Annotated in this window: 14 protein-coding genes; 7 read left to right on the top strand and 7 right to left on the bottom strand. The window is 43.0% G+C overall.

Going from position 1 to position 16,558, the window contains the following annotated elements:
* Positions 1-794: 794 nt before the first annotated feature.
* The 4 genes from ASD24_RS13455 to cysK all read left to right on the top strand — a co-directional run bounded on the left by ASD24_RS13455 (position 795) and on the right by cysK (position 4,301).
* The gene (locus ASD24_RS13455) at positions 795-1,832 is read left to right on the top strand and encodes a nucleotide-binding protein (RefSeq protein WP_056696443.1); all 1,038 of its coding nucleotides are present in this window, start codon (positions 795-797) and stop codon (positions 1,830-1,832) included.
* Positions 1,829-2,062 carry a hypothetical protein gene (locus tag ASD24_RS13450; protein WP_056696440.1) on the top strand — a complete coding sequence of 78 codons (234 nt, stop codon included), beginning with the start codon at positions 1,829-1,831 and terminating at the stop codon, positions 2,060-2,062. The genes ASD24_RS13455 and ASD24_RS13450 overlap by 4 nt, the downstream gene beginning before the upstream one ends.
* A gap of 570 nt (positions 2,063-2,632) precedes the next feature.
* Complete coding sequence (locus ASD24_RS13445) at positions 2,633-3,016, top strand: hypothetical protein (RefSeq protein WP_056696438.1); 384 nt, start codon at positions 2,633-2,635, stop codon at positions 3,014-3,016.
* Positions 3,017-3,350: 334 nt separating this feature from the next.
* Positions 3,351-4,301, top strand: coding sequence for a cysteine synthase A (cysK, locus tag ASD24_RS13440; RefSeq protein ID WP_056696436.1), 951 nt, complete (start codon positions 3,351-3,353; stop codon positions 4,299-4,301).
* Between the two features lie 749 nt (positions 4,302-5,050).
* Here cysK and ASD24_RS13430 read toward each other — a convergent pair.
* Complete coding sequence (locus ASD24_RS13430; RefSeq protein ID WP_056696433.1) at positions 5,051-7,033, bottom strand: ATP-dependent DNA helicase; 1,983 nt, start codon at positions 7,031-7,033, stop codon at positions 5,051-5,053.
* A gap of 166 nt (positions 7,034-7,199) precedes the next feature.
* On the opposite strand from ASD24_RS13430, the gene ASD24_RS13425 reads away from it, so the two are divergent.
* The gene (locus ASD24_RS13425; protein ID WP_056696431.1) at positions 7,200-8,792 is read left to right on the top strand and encodes a catalase; all 1,593 of its coding nucleotides are present in this window, start codon (positions 7,200-7,202) and stop codon (positions 8,790-8,792) included.
* A 672-nt stretch (positions 8,793-9,464) separates the two neighbouring features.
* Entirely contained in the window at positions 9,465-10,829 is a 1,365-nt protein-coding gene (locus ASD24_RS13420) for a right-handed parallel beta-helix repeat-containing protein (protein WP_156395442.1), read from the top strand.
* A gap of 120 nt (positions 10,830-10,949) precedes the next feature.
* Here the strand turns inward: ASD24_RS13420 and ASD24_RS13415 are convergent, their stop codons facing one another.
* From ASD24_RS13415 to ASD24_RS13405, 3 genes are all read right to left on the bottom strand, one after another.
* Positions 10,950-11,405 (bottom strand): hypothetical protein, encoded by a 456-nt coding sequence (locus ASD24_RS13415; protein ID WP_056696429.1) that lies wholly within the window; start codon positions 11,403-11,405, stop codon positions 10,950-10,952.
* A 303-nt stretch (positions 11,406-11,708) separates the two neighbouring features.
* A complete protein-coding gene (locus tag ASD24_RS13410; RefSeq protein WP_235540557.1) occupies positions 11,709-12,164 on the bottom strand; it encodes a hypothetical protein in 456 nt (151 codons plus the stop codon).
* Between the two features lie 120 nt (positions 12,165-12,284).
* On the bottom strand, positions 12,285-12,872 hold the full coding sequence (locus tag ASD24_RS13405; RefSeq protein WP_235540555.1) for a hypothetical protein: 588 nt from the start codon (positions 12,870-12,872) through the stop codon (positions 12,285-12,287).
* Between the two features lie 484 nt (positions 12,873-13,356).
* Here ASD24_RS13405 and ASD24_RS13400 point away from each other — a divergent pair, with 484 nt between their 5' ends.
* On the top strand, positions 13,357-14,118 hold the full coding sequence (locus ASD24_RS13400) for a hypothetical protein (RefSeq protein ID WP_056696427.1): 762 nt from the start codon (positions 13,357-13,359) through the stop codon (positions 14,116-14,118).
* Between the two features lie 148 nt (positions 14,119-14,266).
* On the opposite strand, the gene ASD24_RS13395 is transcribed toward ASD24_RS13400, so the two are convergent.
* The 3 genes from ASD24_RS13395 to yaaA all read right to left on the bottom strand — a co-directional run bounded on the left by ASD24_RS13395 (position 14,267) and on the right by yaaA (position 16,468).
* Positions 14,267-15,145 (bottom strand): prohibitin family protein, encoded by an 879-nt coding sequence (locus ASD24_RS13395; protein WP_082560394.1) that lies wholly within the window; start codon positions 15,143-15,145, stop codon positions 14,267-14,269.
* Complete coding sequence (locus ASD24_RS30760) at positions 15,123-15,281, bottom strand: hypothetical protein (RefSeq protein WP_200956156.1); 159 nt, start codon at positions 15,279-15,281, stop codon at positions 15,123-15,125. Before ASD24_RS30760 ends, ASD24_RS13395 begins: the two co-directional genes overlap by 23 nt.
* A gap of 431 nt (positions 15,282-15,712) precedes the next feature.
* Positions 15,713-16,468 (bottom strand): peroxide stress protein YaaA, encoded by a 756-nt coding sequence (gene yaaA, locus ASD24_RS13390; protein ID WP_235540553.1) that lies wholly within the window; start codon positions 16,466-16,468, stop codon positions 15,713-15,715.
* Positions 16,469-16,558 lie beyond the last annotated feature (90 nt).

The raw sequence follows: 16,558 nt of genomic DNA, 5'->3' as shown, positions 1-16,558 counted from the left end.
TTTTTTTTCTACGGTTGGTTTACTCTACAAGGGGCGCTATGTGTATGAGAGATCGTAACGTTTCCAGATCGTCCTTGGGGAGATTGTCCTTCGGGAACTCATGGTATCCTGATCCTTTCTATCTTTTGTTGGTTAGCTGTGCCTGGTTAAACGAACTGAAACATTACAGAGGCACAACATTGAACACCTTGTTTCACACCTAACCACTCCGATTGCAGTACCCTCTTTCGATCGCTGTTATCCCCGGATTTTTGTGATTCCTTTTTTTAAAAGGAAAAATCCTGTGATAAACGCGAGCGCTTCGCTTCTACAGATGGGTTCTGCACTCTCCGTTCCTGTGTGAATATAAGTTCAAAAACGTGACTCCAAATCTGTAATCATTCAATTCTGCTTAAACACCAAAGCTAACTTGCTTGTTCTTCTATTATATAACACCGACGGGAGTGGGTCTAAACAACCGACCCATCAAAAACGCGCATAAAGCAGGCTCTGTCCTTGATTAACCGTCAAACAGCCACACCAGTACTAGGTTCTCTTACTAATCGTGCAACCTGCTCCTTCATTCTATGACCGATGGCTTCAAATATAACTGTCCAGTCACCCATCTGTGACAATTTGGGGCTTTTTTTATTTTTTCGAGAAAAGTAAAGCAATCATCTACCCGTCATACATACACTGTAGCAAATGTATTTTTAAATATTTGGCAACAGGTGCAGACGTTTTCCAGACTTACTCTGCTTTTTATGGTATAATATAACAATTGAATCCCACTACCGTTTAAGCGAGGCGGATTGATGAAAACGTTAAAGCCAAGAGTGTTTATTGGCTGCTCGCTGGAAGCGAAGCCGATTGCAGCAGCAGTACACGAAAACTTGCGTTTCTCGGCCGAGGTTACCCCTTGGTACTCTGGGGTTTTTAATCCAAGCAGTTATACAATGGATGATTTGGAAGCAGAAGTACGTACAACCGACTTTGCCATTTTTATCTTCCATCCAGATGATATATCCAAAATCCGTGGAAAGTACTACGCCTCGGTTCGTGATAATACAATGCTGGAAATGGGTTTGTTTATGGGACGTCTGGGACGAAAACGTATTTTTTTCATTCTTCCTGAGGATATTACAGATATCAAGGACGCTGCAAAAGTCGAAGGATTACGTATGCCTACAGATCTACTGGGGTTAAATCCATTGGTATATGAAATTCGATCAGATGGAAAATGGGCGCCCGCCGTCTCGGTAGCTTGTTCCAAAATTGCGGACAGCATCGAAGAACAGGGACGCTGGAGCGATCCTGAGATGGAGCGAATTATTGAGAAACACAAACTAACCGAAGGAGAGGCGCGGGTGCAGCTGCTCAAGCTGCTGCGATTCTTTAGGGAATTGCTGCGCACCCGCAGAGCAGATGACAAGATGCTGGAGCGAATGAGCGACGCACTGCGAACTGCCTTTGTATCTCAATCTCCATTCGCTGTTAGGGGTACAGCCATCTACCGTACAGATGACCGTGGTTATATAGAGCAATTATGTGGTAATGTTGGGGAACCGGGAAGAAAATATGACTTATCTGCTAATGATGACAAACAACCTGATGATCCAAAACGAATACTAGTCATTGATTCTTACCGCGAAAATAAAATCAAAATCAATCTATACGACGATTACCTTGAGAAAGAATATCTGCTATGCTATCCTGTAGCCAAGAGGTATGTCATTACGGTGCATATCATTGGCCATATTGAAGCGGATGAGGCGGTATTCCAGCAGATTGACCTCCAGAACCGTCAACTGTTCAACGCCATCAACGATTTGTTAGGAGGCGACCCGGAATGAGACCGGAAATGAAAAAAATAAGCAAGCGCTGGGGCAGCGAGAAAAAGGTACGCCTCAGTTCTGCGCCTGAATCATCACGACCGGTTCCGGAACCTAAGGAAGAGGAACGTTTCCACAAACCGGCCGTGCCACTCATTACAATTGGTCCTTCTCTAAAGGGTAAAGAACGACCTTATAAGGTCATTTTGGAAAAAGAAGCTCTTTACGAGAAACCACAATATCTTGCTTAAACTCTCGCTTGTAGCATTGTATTTTAGTCCGAACATATCATTTGACTGCCGCTGAATCGGCAGTATTTCACAGGCTCTGCCGCCCAAGGCAGAGCTTTTTTATTGCTTATACCTACGACTTCAGAAGCTTAACGAAATCTCACCTTATCTGGGATTCCTCCGCATCATCCTTGTTTATTTCGAAGTATTCATTTGTTTCTAATGTTCCTATGGTCATTTCTATATCGCAATTTCATTTCATATATTACTGATTTCACTTTATACTCTACTCCATCAATTCTAAAAGACCTCGTTAGACATCATCAGGCTCAGTTGTTCATGCCCTTATGTTTCCTTCTGCACGCCAAAATTATACCTTATTTTGGAGTGAGCCTGTCCCTTCTCTCATCTCCGAATTACCTTCTAATGGACTTGCACATTCAGTCAGACCTCAACAGCTATCCATCGTGTCTGCCTGCTTCCAATAATTCTCTGTTGTAATACGTATCTATATTGCATATATTGATTATAATATAAGAACATACGTTCTGTAAATAAAAAATTCCAATTATAGGATAAGGAAGTGAACTTATGTCATCCTCTGCTTCCGCCCCATCCCCTGCGGATGAGGATCACCGCCTTATTAAAGGTCTCGTTGTTCGCACATTGCTTCTTGATGTACTTGAACGGGATATTCACACACTAGACACGTTACTGCTAAAGATGCCCGAGGTATACATCCTCTCGTTAACGAACATTCAGAATAATGTACTTCAAGAGATGCTGCAGCTTCGTCAACAGATGAGAACACGCGGAGTGAAAGTGCTGGAGGAAAAAAGGCAAGCTGAGGGGATCGAAACTGTGTATCTATGTAGAGGATACTGGCAACGGTTCTATATGTTATGGACATTTGCACGCAATGAAGTGAAAAAAGAGCTTAGCCGCCATCTGCAAACGGACCTAACACAATCTTGATGAATACATACAGAGGATAGATTCTCTGGACATTTTAATAACAGGGGATCTGCCCACCTGTTCTTCTTTTCCCTTTACACGTACCGCTTATACGCTTCTCCCCCTCCTGAGGCTTCAGCTCGACTTAACTAGTTTAACCAAATAGGTTGACCTCTCAAGGTCGCTTTCATTAAGATGGAAATAGAACATATCCAACCATTCCAATAAGACATGAATTCAAATCGTTTGTGGACAAAACAACAAACCCAGCAGCTTATTGGCGGACAGACTTAACTAGTGGAATGACATTTATTTCTCAACATATCCTAACGTTATCAATCAAGGAGTTGTACTTATGGATTCAAACTCTATACAACCATCAAAACAATATACAGGAATTGCCGCCGATGTCACCGAGCTCATCGGTAACACCCCTGCTGTCAAGCTGAGCCGGCTCACGGGCAGCGATTCTGCCGAGGTGTACGTTAAACTGGAGTATTTTAATCCAAGCGGAAGTGTTAAAGATCGTGCGGCCTACAACCTGATTTACCAGGCTGAACAAGCCGGGCTGTTGCTTCCTGGAGCAACCATCATTGAACCAACCAGCGGCAATACGGGGATTGGCCTTGCAATGAATGCGGCAGCCAAAGGCTACAAAGCCATTCTGATCATGCCTGATAATATGTCGAAGGAACGTATTAACATCCTTAAGGCATATGGCGCAGAAGTTGTGCTTACTCCAGCTGCCGAGCGGATGCCTGGTGCTATTCGCAAAGCGAAAGAGATTCATGCCAGCTTGCCCGGAAGCTTCATTCCACAACAATTCGAGAATCAGGCCAACCCTGATATTCATCGCATCACCACCGCTCCTGAGATTATAGAGCAAATGGACGGACAGTTGGATGCATTCATCGCGACGGCTGGAACAGGCGGTACAATTACAGGCACTGGAGAAGAATTACGTAAACAATTGCCTGGCATTCGCATCTATGCAGTGGAGCCCAAAGGTTCACCAGTGCTGTCCGGCGGCGAGCCTGGACCGCACAAGCTTGTCGGTACAAGTCCAGGGTTCATTCCGGACATTCTCAATACCGACATATGGGATGCCATCATCCAAGTGTCCGATGAGGACGCACTAGATACGATGCGGCAGCTTGCTGCCCGTGAAGGGCTACTGCTTGGCCCTTCATCTGGCGCTTCGGTATGGGCCGCCCTTCGCATCGCGAAGGAATTGGGGCCAGGACACCGGGTGCTCTGTATTGCGCCGGATACCGGGGAACGGTATCTGAGCATGGGTATTTTTTAACACAGCAAGAATCTGTATAAAAAACAAAAAAAACGCCCATCAACGTACTTCCACAGAAGACGGCAGACGGCAGACGGCGTTGGAGTGCACTCTTTAGAATAGACATTGGAAAACCGCTAGGTTAACGATGAACGTCTAGAGGGTGTACTTTTTTATGGTGATAACTGAATTTTCAGGGCGGAGGCAGATTGGTGGAAACATATCACTTCTTGAAGATTCTAAATTCTATCACCTTCAAAAAAGGCTAGTTCTACGTCATGTCATGGCAAAGAGCATGATACGCGTGGCCGAGAAGCCCCCTGTTGTTGGTACTTTCGCTACCCACTCTAAAGCTGATCCCTTGGTAATCTTGATCATGTTCGTTGGTTCTAATGGTTCTAACGGTTCTAATGAACCTGATACACGTTATTGGCTACAATTGGTGGAGGTTTGAATTGTAACGAATCACAGTGACGTTATTTTATGAAAATACAGCCGATTTACAGGTTTTAAAGTTATTTTGTAGCGGGATAGCGTGAATGAGGTTCGTTAAATTTCATCTCTCTTCAATATGACCTCAATAAGGTGAGCTGGGTTCGTTAGATTTAGAGCAAGAGTTTGAGAGAAGGATGATAGGGTAACCAACAAAAAAAAGTCCTTGCTCTCACACGGATCGTGAACCCGCAGAGAACAAGAACTTATCTAGTAAAAAGCCTATCTACTATCTATAACAAACCAAGACGATTTCAATTCCATCGAACGAAAGTTAATTAATGGGTCAAGGTTGTCCATTCCACACCTTCAGGAAGCAGAGCTGCAATGCGGTCTTTGGCTTCCTTTTTGGTATGCAGCGATTCATCAAGGATCGCCGCCGAACCAGAGTCACTGCTCGTCCGAATCAAGCGTCCGAGACCTTGCTTCACACGAAGCAACATATACGGAAGATCGATCTCTTCATAAGGGGAAGAGGATGCATTCCGTTTGGCATTGAACACAGGATCCTGCGGTGGATATGGAAGCGACCAGATCATAACGTTGGACAACGACGGCCCAGGCACATCCAAGCCTTCCCAGAGGTTAACCGAACAGAGTACACTTTCCTCATCTTGTTGGAATGCTGCGATTAAATCGCTAATCTCCCGGTCTCCCTCATACATGAACCGCAATCCTTGTGCCTCCGGAACATGAACGATATCTTGCTTAAACGTCCGCAGCTCTTCCATCGTACGGAATAGAATGAGTGCACGTCCCCCACTCTCTTGGAGCAAGGACACTGCTTCACTCAAACGATTTTCGTTTTCGGGGTGACCTGCTGTTGCTTCATCCGTAATCTTCATCTGCATTTTATCTGCATAATCATATGGAGAAGCTACCGAGAATGACACAAAATCGTCGATACCCAGACTGTCCGCCACATAACGGAATGAATTGTCCACGGATAATGTTGCTGAAGAGAACACAATCGGGATACCCGTATTAAACACACGCTCATTCAGAATTTCCTTCACGGTACGTGGCATAATGGACAATGTCGTCTCATCCTCATTCTCTTCCGCCCAGCAGATGTAGCCATCTTCCTTACGGAATAGAGATAACGCCGTCTGAATCATATCCAGATGTTCTTCCACGACACGCATCTGATAACCATCCAGCGAGAACAATCCGCTCTCAAATACCAGTTCCTCGCCAATCGCATCCAGCACGTTGGTCAGTCGTTCAATCTCACGCAGCAATGGCGGTTCTACCCGAACTTCCTTCCGTTCCGACCCGGGAATCGCCACCGTATACGTATCCAGCAGTCTGAACAATCGCTCACTGCTCTCAATCGCTTCATCCACTCGCTCCGCAAGGGATTCACGAATCTCACCTTCAAGCAAGCGAGTAACCAACTCTTCAAAGATACGATGTTTCAATTTGTAGCTCAGTGCGTTCAGAGCCGCTTCTTCCAGCAAGTGCCCTTCATCAAATACAACCGAGCTGTGATCCGGTAGCAGTGGCAATTGTCCTTCACGCTTGCGCGCTTCATAGGTCCACACATGCTCCATGTAATAATCATGGGAACAGATAATGATGTCTTTGGAACGACGGTAATGATCGCGTGATAGCGTCAGGCCGCAACGTTGTCTTTTTGGACATACAAAACAATCCTGGAACGGATCCCAGTTGATTTTGTTCCACTGACGATCATTCAGATGTGGGTATTGCTTCCGATCCCCATACGGATGGAATGCTTGAAGTGTGCCGGGAGAATTCACAAAGTCTGGTAGACTCTCGTGCACTTCTTCGATCACCTGCGCATCTTCATCCGCGAATCGTACCGCACTTAATTTGTTCAAACATACATATTGATCAGGGGATTTACCTAGACGTGCATCCACTTGCAGATCCAAATGCTCTGCCAGCTTCGCAATATCTCCACCTGGTTTCACGAGTTGTTCAATCAAGGACTCATCGGCACAAGCAATCACCGCTGGTTTCCCCGTATAACGTGCATAACAGACCGCATAGAGCAGATAGACTAACGTCTTCCCTGTTCCAACACCGGCCTCTGCCATAATTGTCTTTTTATCTCCATAGGCCCGTTCGAGCTGGTACGCCATAAAAATCTGTTCATCCCGCACCTCGAAACCGGACTCAGGCAAAATATCATAGAAAACATCGGCAACCCATTCTCCCAGACGGGATACAAAAGGTTCTGCCGGATCATACGCAAAAGGATAACGTTGTGTAGACAATCCTAGGTCAGCCTCCATTCTTATATAGGTGGTGCATTTTTATCTAAAAACCGTCCATAGGGCAAAAGTTAATTATCTCACACCATAAAGTGGGTGACAAGTTTTTTTTGGTAGATATCATGCATAGAACGAGCTAAGAGGGAAAATATATACAGGAATCCATCTTAAGGAAAGGCGGTGCTCCATGAATAACCATTCTTCACCATCCGAGCATTCCTCAGACAAGGCCTCGGACACATTAACAGATCGACAGGGTCACCCCATCACAGATAATCAGAATGTACGCACGGTTGGCAGCAGAGGACCCACGACGCTGGAGAACTATCACTTTCTTGAAAAGATTACACACTTCGATCGGGAACGCATCCCGGAACGGGTCGTACATGCCCGCGGTGCTGGCGCTCATGGCGTATTCGAAGCATATGGAACGGCAGGAGATGAACCGGTATCGAAATACACACGGGCACGCCTATTTCAGGAAAAAGGCAAAGAAACCCCTGTGTTCGTTCGCTTCTCAACCGTCATCCACGGCGGGCATTCTCCCGAGACGCTGCGTGATCCGCGCGGCTTTGCTGTCAAATTTTATACGGAAGATGGCAACTGGGATCTCGTCGGTAACAACCTCAAAATCTTCTTCATTCGGGATCCGCTCAAATTCCCGGACATGGTGCATGCTTTTAAACCCGATCCACTGACGAATGCACAAGATATGGAGCGTTTTTTCGATTTTGTGTCACTCAGTCCTGAGGCTACACATATGGTGACGTTTCTCTTCTCCCCCTGGGGTATTCCGGCTAATTACCGGCAAATGCAAGGATCAGGCGTCAATACATACAAGTGGGTGAATGAGGAAGGCACGGGCGTGCTCATCAAATACCACTGGGAACCGCTCAAACAAGGCATACGCAATCTACTTCAGAAAGATGCTAGCGAGATTCAAGGTCAGAATTTCAACCATGCGACATTGGATCTGTACCATGCCATCGAACAAGGAGACTATCCCGAATGGGAACTGAACGTTCAGGTGATGGAGGATGGAGAGCATCCAGAGCTGGACTTCGATCCGCTCGACCCGACCAAGCTATGGCCACAGGATCAATTTCCTTTTTTACCTGTAGGCAAAATGACGCTGAATCGAAATCCCGAGGATTATTTCAATGAAGTGGAACAAGCAGCGTTTGGCACAGGCGTTCTGGTGGATGGACTTGATTTCTCGGATGATAAGCTGTTGCAAGGTCGTACCTTCTCCTATTCGGATACGCAGCGCCATCGGGTGGGCGCAAATTATCTACAGTTGCCTGTGAATGCGCCGAAAAACCGGGTTGCCACCAATCAAAGCGGCGGACAGATGCAGTATAAGGTGGATCGTGCACCAGGTCAAAATCCGCATGTGAACTATGAGCCTTCCTCGCTTGGCGGACTGAAGGAGGCTACTCCACGTGGTAAGGATCATGAGCCGCTAGTGGAAGGTAGATTGGTTCACGAGAAGATTGAGCGTACCAATGACTTTGGACAAGCCGGTGATACCTACAGAGCTTTCGAGGATTGGGAGCGAGACGAGTTGATCAGTAACATGGTCGGTGCGTTGGCAAAATGCAAACCGGATATTCGGGAGCGTATGATCTCTCACTTTACCCAGGCGGATCGTGACTACGGACGGCGTGTAGCTGAAGGGCTCGCATCAGTATCAACAGACGATAGTGCAACAGTACAACCCAAACATGAACCAAGTGTGGAGCAAGCGGAGCAACGCAGTCGGGAGACGGACGGGTATTAAGATATGTTTTGCTTTTAGATGATGTACCTTAGACGATACACTTTTGGATGGTCTGCTATGAAAATGTTATGCTTCATTGCCATAAACTTTGGAATGAAGTCATGAGTTAGTATGTGGTGAATCGGCATGGCTACATGAAGACATGCTAAGTTTTATTTTGAATTATGCCCGATGGTATGGTTGCCTCTCGCAGCCTCTGTTGGGCTTTTTTTATTTTTCAATGCTTATCCTCTATTGGTCACTCAGTACAATTGGATGGGGAGAATTGATTATGCGCTTACGTTGAATGGATTGTCGTCTTGAGTTGCACTTTGCGGAGGTTGAATGAAGTGGATCATGAGTAAGTGTTGTGCCGTAAGGACGATGAAACAGGGTTATTATATGTTCATTTCGGATGATTCACCGTTAAAATAAGGCGATTAGCCAACAAGCGGATTACATGCAGCCTTTGAAACTTGAGCATTTGGACGTAACCACGCCTGACCTGCCTGCATTTAACTCCATCTGATCAAATGATTATTGATGAGAACGCTTACAACATTTACCATGAACCTGTGTCACATGGATGCCATTCACTCAGCGAATTGCTATTCTCACCCTTTTTAAGTTGTATGGCATTCCACACTATTCACAACTTATCTATGTATCCAATTAACCAAGGAGGTCTGCGTAATGAAATTATTCCCTTCCACATCTACCCATGCATCTGCTCGATCGGAACGTTCCTTGAAATCGAAAATGGCTCATATCTGTCTGAGTGCCACATTTCCTCTATTGTTGCTAGGTGGCGGATCAGTTGGTGCTGCGGAAGTGCTAGAGAATAGCTCATCTATTTCTTCTGAATCGGCTGTGGTTAATTCCAATATCACACTTGCTGCTGGGGATTTATATGTGTCACCTAACGGCTCAGCGAGCAACCCGGGAACGATCAACAGTCCGACTTCACTAGCTAACGCGCTAACCCAGATCGCTCCAGGCAAAACGATCTATCTGCGCGGAGGCACATACAGCTTCTCGGAAACTATTACTATCGAGCGTGGTAATAACGGTACCTCCTCCCAACGTAAAAATCTGGTGGCATATGGTTCAGAGAAGCCGGTTTTTGACTTCTCAGCACAATCGTTTGCCTCCACAAATCGAGGATTGCAAATGTTCGGCGACTATTGGTTCGTCAAAGGGCTGGAGGTTAAAGGTGCGGGAGATAACGGCATTTTCATCGGGGGCAGCTACAATCGTTTAGAACAAATCGAAGCTCACCATAACAGGGATACAGGTATCCAGATTGGTCGTTATGCTTCGACTGCAGCCAAAAGTGAATGGCCTTCATATAACGAAGTCATCCGTTCCTATTCCCATAATAACTACGATCCAGATGATGGCGAAGATGCCGATGGTTTTGCCGCAAAATTAACAGTTGGTCCGGGTAACGTATTCGACGGCTGTATTGCCGCCTATAACGTAGACGATGGTTGGGATCTGTATAGCAAATCGGATACAGGCGCCATCGGCGTGGTCACGATCCGTAATAGTATCGCTTTCGCCAATGGAGCAACCGCAGATGGCACCTCCACCTCTAACAGCGACGGTAACGGCTTCAAACTCGGCGGTGAGAAGATCTCCGTGAACCACATCGTCGAGAATAGCATTGCCTTCAATAACAAGAAGCATGGCTTCACGTATAACAGCAATCCTGGTTCAATCCAGATGAAAAATAACACGTCCTGGAACAATGGGCAGAGCAATTTTGCTTTCGATAAAGGCACACACATCTTCACCAACAACCTGTCCTTCCAAGGCGGCGCAAGCGACAAAACAAGCGGAACCGACGTCAGCAGCACCAATGTTTGGTGGAAAAACAAAAAAAGCGTTAACGACAAAGGTCTTCTCGCTAGCGCAGCCGACTTTGTCTCCCTCGTACCTTCGGTGACACGTAGTGCAGATGGTACACCTATCTTGGGTGATTTCCTGAAGCTTGCCAATGGCAGTGATCTCATTGGTTCGGGCACGCCATCTGGTACGAATGTTGGAGCACGGTAGGTTTAATTTGGATTGAGCTTGAATAGCAAATCCCCTTCATCAAACCAGCTTGTAACGTGGTTATGACCAAGGGGATTTTTGTTATGTATGTTATAGAGATTTTACAACACTCCACAGACTCTATCTAAACTCTAACTCATACACCTCTATACATTTTTTATTGATCCAGTCTACTGCTAATTCTGCTTCATCTTTCAGCATAACGCCTCGCTTACACTTATACTGAAAATTCTCTTCTGCCCATATGAGAATGATTTTTGTGAATTCTAAAGTCTCAATTTTACATGTACCGTCCTCTTCATCATCTTCAGCAAAGATGTCATCAATGGTTGTAAAAATTTTATCAGATCTAATTATGTTCACATTTCCTCCACCCTCGTATAAAGCTGACTTTCCTGCTATTAAATCAAGTAATTTTTCGATTTCATCCTTCACAGTAGCAAAATCGCTAAAAATATCCGAACCCAGTGAATCACTAATCAAGTAGCCATTCTTTAAATATGTATCCATACTGAAATCCAAAATAACTTCATTAAAATCTTCATTATATTCCGTTATGTATTGATATTTTATCATGTCGATATCTCCATTCTTCTTCATAAAACTGGTATAAAGACACCAAAAAAACAGATTAATTAAGGTAGTGTCTGACCATAATTAATCTGCTTGATGTATCGGTGGAGCGTTATTTCGGCTATAAAATTAAATCATCTTATATGCTTACACCCGTGTTGACGAAATCTTTATACGGATATTACATGCGTTAATTGTGTTATTGGTTGAATGATGGATTCATTCGGCACCGGATGTTTTTTTATGGAGATCCGTCACAAAATTAATCAATATCTCCATTATCAAGTGCATCTAAAGTTTCATCGCTTATATCAAGTGGCTCCCTTTCAACTCGATTTGCAAGCGCGAAAGAAGATCAGTAGCACCAGCTACATTTAAATAGCCCGACCTTATAAAGAAATGTCCCCCTCTTTCATATAGCTTTATTGCTGGCTCAAACAAATCTTTATTATCAATAGCAATTTGATTACCTTCATCTATGAGTGCGTTTAACTCTAAATAACTTTTTGCAATATCTCTAACATAACTATTGTCAATCTCCTGTAATATTTTCAAACCATCAACATTCGCTTGTGTCTTAGTTATCGAATTTGAAATGATAATAAAAGGATACCTACACGCCCCAGGATAATATTGGAGGAATATTGATGATCTTCTTAAGTATTCTTTACTCAAATGAATATGTGATCTTGCTTGTTTGTTTCCAATACAACTCCAATCTATTGCAGAGATACGCTTAACTGCCTGATTAAAATTTTCCATTAATTATTTCGCTCCATCTTTAAGATTTTCATGGATCAAATATTATTTGGAAAAATAATTACAATGTTACTATATAATCTTTCATTACAATCCCCTTGAGGGTTTAATTTGGACAATGTATTACATCAATTTGACCCATTCTAGATTCGCTAAAAGTCTTCTGTCAATATATGACTCTGTTATCACTGAGAAGTCGTCAGAATTGTTGTGAAGCCCGTGGGACAGTATAAATTTTTCTCCATTATCCATAACCAGCTCGACACCAACTTCATTCTGTAATTCAGCAAGCAATGCATTCTGTGGGTCTCGCTTGATAATGTTTATCATCTTTATATTCTGCCCTACTATTTGACTCCAGTAAGAATTGCTGTATTGATTATCCAAAGCGCTAATGGTATAGAGATCAGTATCATTTTCGGTAGGCTCTTCAGTTACATATCCTGTATCATTTCTTTCAACCCATATAACAACAGAATTCTGTGCTGGGTCACTCGCTGCTCCTAATACTAACCCTGATTGAAAATATAATAATACTGGCCCCGCAGTTAATGAGAAGACGTCTTCATGTGCTATCTCACATTGCTCCATTGCTTCACTACTTTCCCACCAGCTAAATCGTGTCAACTTGCTGAGTGTCTGATTCTTTAAAACTTCAAACAATTTAACTTTATCAGATGGGATAGAACTTTTTTTATCGTCTGCATTCATCAAGAGTTTCCTCATTTTTAATCTAATTTTTTCGCAGCCTCAATAAGTAGATCTATCATTCTTATATTTGTTTTTTAGCAATTAGGTCATTAATACTTTGTTGGTTTAATAAAGGCGACTCCCCGACTATTCTTATTTTACCATTCTGTAACCTTACTATGTCCTTGGAACCTTGAGCAAATCTGTCCTCTCCAGGAGGTTCGACATTCACAGCTTGCATTTTATTAAAATCCAGATGTCCTTGATCCTTCTGTTTGGATTCTACGTGTCTGTACTACCGACAACCAGACCTAGGTCTTTATATCCAGCAGATATAACCCCTCGCTAGTTTGAACTTATCCGAAGTTGAGTCGTTCTTCTCATGGTACGCATGCCTCATTTTGCTATGATGATTATACTGTTCGTAAATTCACTTAACTGGAATCAATCGGTGAACTTATGTTATTTAAGAAAATTTTTTAGAAAGAAAGGATGTCCCGCATTTATGTTCATTGTCCATCTACTACTCGCTCTAGCACTATTAAGCGGATCGGGCAGTTCGAGCGATACGACTGTTGCCCAACAGGAGAACTACAAACCACACCTCCAATTCACTTCTCCAGAACAAGTCCTGGCATCTGGGTTAAAGCCTTTTCGGCCTAGTAGCGAGATCGATATTTCAAATCCTAATCAGGTTGAGCAGGCTGTGAAACTTCTTAGAGAGAAGCATTCTGAGATCTTTCTATCTACGGACTTCAACAGTGAAGAAACGTTTGATTTTGGAGGTCAGATAACTTCTCTGAACAATGTCCCAGTGAATGTAAGTTTTGATCACGGCTCTCTTAAGATACATATTACGAAGGCTCAATTCATGGAAGCAAGCGATATTCCTGAAGAATCTCAGAAAAACATTTCTATATTAAATCAAGGAGAAATCAGCTCTAAAATCAACTATTTAGACATCCTCTACTCTGTTGAAAATACATCCGAACAGAATATCGGTTTCTATGGACTGAACTCCGTTCATCCAAACACGGGTGATCCAATCTCTTCAGATCGAAATTTTATGAGATCTTTATTAGAATATAATCAGTATGACGGAGTGGTTATCGATAATAAAAATTATGGTCTAGTTTATACAGATGAACCAAATGAACTTCAGTCTATTGAGCTTGTTTTCAACAAAGTCTATGACTATGAAACTGAAGAAACCATTGCGGAGCCCATGTCGCTCATTATTCCTCTTAACACTGAAGAGTTATTTTGATCGATTCTAAACTAAACCTTATCCAACATAGTTTTGTTATGTTATGGCATTACAGCGCAAAAATCCACTTGCTTCTAGCAAGTGGATTTTATTCTTTTGTATCCTATTCAGTTGGTTAGAAAGCAACGCGTGCATTTCAGACAACTAATTAAGGAGATACGTTGCCAGCGCTGCTATTCTGTTCTACTTTAGTACCCGGTAATTGAATCATTGGCGTATTTGATCCACTTACATATGGCAGAGCTCCATCCCATTTCTTGATGGTTTCATATTCAACGAGTTGACTCGATAATGATTGTTGAAGCTCTTTATTCGCTTTGGCTTGACCTTCTGCTTCGATCAATAGTTTGTCTGCATTACCTTGTGCCTCTACGCGCTTGCGCTCTGCTTCTTTCTTCGCAATCTCAAGTTCAGTTGTCTTACGTTCCAGCTCTTGAGAAGCCTCGACACGCTTATCGATTGCTTCCTGAGTTTTAGCATCAGGTTGAGGAACACCTACGGTAACGTTAGATACAATAAAGCCTAATTCTTTAACATCATCAGAGAAACGTTGTTGAACGTCTACGCCTGCTTCAGATGACTTTTCACCATACACATCAATGACTGTAAACTTGGAAATACCTTTACGGGCTGCGTCACGGAAACGTGTTTTGAGATATGTATCCTCAATTTCTTGAATGCTAATGGGCCCAAATGTGTTGAAGATAGAAGATACTTTACTTGGTTCTACCTGGTAGTTGTAAGCAAAATCGATTGTGATGTTTTTCCCGTCAGAAGTAGCAATCTGAATATCCCTGTATTCAACCGTTTGAATTCGAATTGGATATTTCGTCACTTTATCAAACGCTCCAACGAGTTTCCACCCTTGACTCAGTGTACTATCTTTTACCCCTCCGTTTGGTGAATACACGACTCCAACATATCCATTAGGAATTCGTGTGACAAAGAAGGTCACCAATAACACGCCCAAAATAATCACTAATGCAACCGCAATTGCCCCTGCTCTAAACGTCTTTGAATTTTTCATCTGCATTCTCCTCTTGTTTGAATTTATCGTACTTTTTCAGAATTCTACTACCTATTTTATTGAATAGCGGGATCATTAATGCCCATAGAATAAATGCTAGGATAAAGATTAAAATGATTCCCCCAATAAATGGCATGTTTGTCCTCCCCTCTTTGTATGTATGCGGCGCAAACCTCATCTGTACGAAGAAACCCCATAGTTAAATTCGTCTGCGCTTCATCAACATTCATTAGATCCATCCATTTATATGTTTTTTCTCCATACATCTAATTAATAACTACAAGTTATATCCTTAATTATATATACTTTGTAAATACATATTCGGTTTCACAATATCTAGCGCTTCTTGTAGCTCTTGAACATTGAATAGGATTCGATCCAACTTATTTTAAGGCTTGTGAGCATCCATAATTGAACTACTTTAGGCACATCTTCTTTAAAAATGCGCTCACAAAAAAGAGCCATCCGTTTGATGGCATCTTCAAATTCGAATCTTTTTTTCGTTTTTATCCAAATTTAATAACAGAATCCTCACCATATGTACAGGAAACCAACATGTATTTTAGTCTAATTTCTCTCTACGTGTAAGAATACATAAGTTCTCTCATCCGATAATGCTTTGGAGAAAATAAAGTCTAACCGATCAAAGCTTCTAACGTCCTTTATGTCTGTAATCTTATGCTCCGCCATATAACGCACCATCTCACCTCTGGCCATCTTGGCACGTGTTGCCTTCTCAACAAGCTTCCCTTCGACCATCTGTCCAAATACACATGTGATGAACTCTGTTTCCTCGCTCAGAAAAGGCGTGATATTCTTGCTATACTCTTTGGAAGCTAGATTTAGGATGCAGTTACTTTCCGTTTGAAGCTGATCTGCCAACTTGCTGTCCCAGAATTGATAGAGCGACTTGAATCCTGGCCCCTGCAACTTGCCCTGCATTTCCAACCGATATGGAGTGACACCATCCAAAGGCCGTAACATACCGTAGAAGCCGGATAAAATGCGTAAATGCTGTTCCAAATACGCCAGTTCCTCCTGTTGAAAAACACCAGGCGCCATATACTGATACTGAATTCCCTCATAGGCATAGATGGCTGGCGTAAGATTTGTCTTCAGATTCATATTCTGAATTCGCTCCACATTCTGCTCGGCGATGGCATCGTTACACTTCCACATTGCTTTAAGTTCGTCGTAAGTTAATTGTTGAAGCAATCCCAGGAGTTGCTCAGTTTCGTTTATAAATTGGGGTAACTGCTTAGATGCCATCAGATCGGTATCAATCTTCATCTTTTTGGCTGGTGAAATAATCATTCGTATCATGGTGATCATCCTTAATCTACTGTTGTTTTGTCGTTATTCATTTTACAGGATTGGACAGATGAATCCAATGATGAGGCAGATTAACTTTTC

It is taken from the genome of Paenibacillus sp. Root52 (assembly GCF_001426865.1).
In the GTDB taxonomy this organism is placed as follows: Bacteria; Bacillota; Bacilli; order Paenibacillales; family Paenibacillaceae; genus Paenibacillus.
This window is presented reverse-complemented; position numbering and strand designations above follow the sequence as displayed.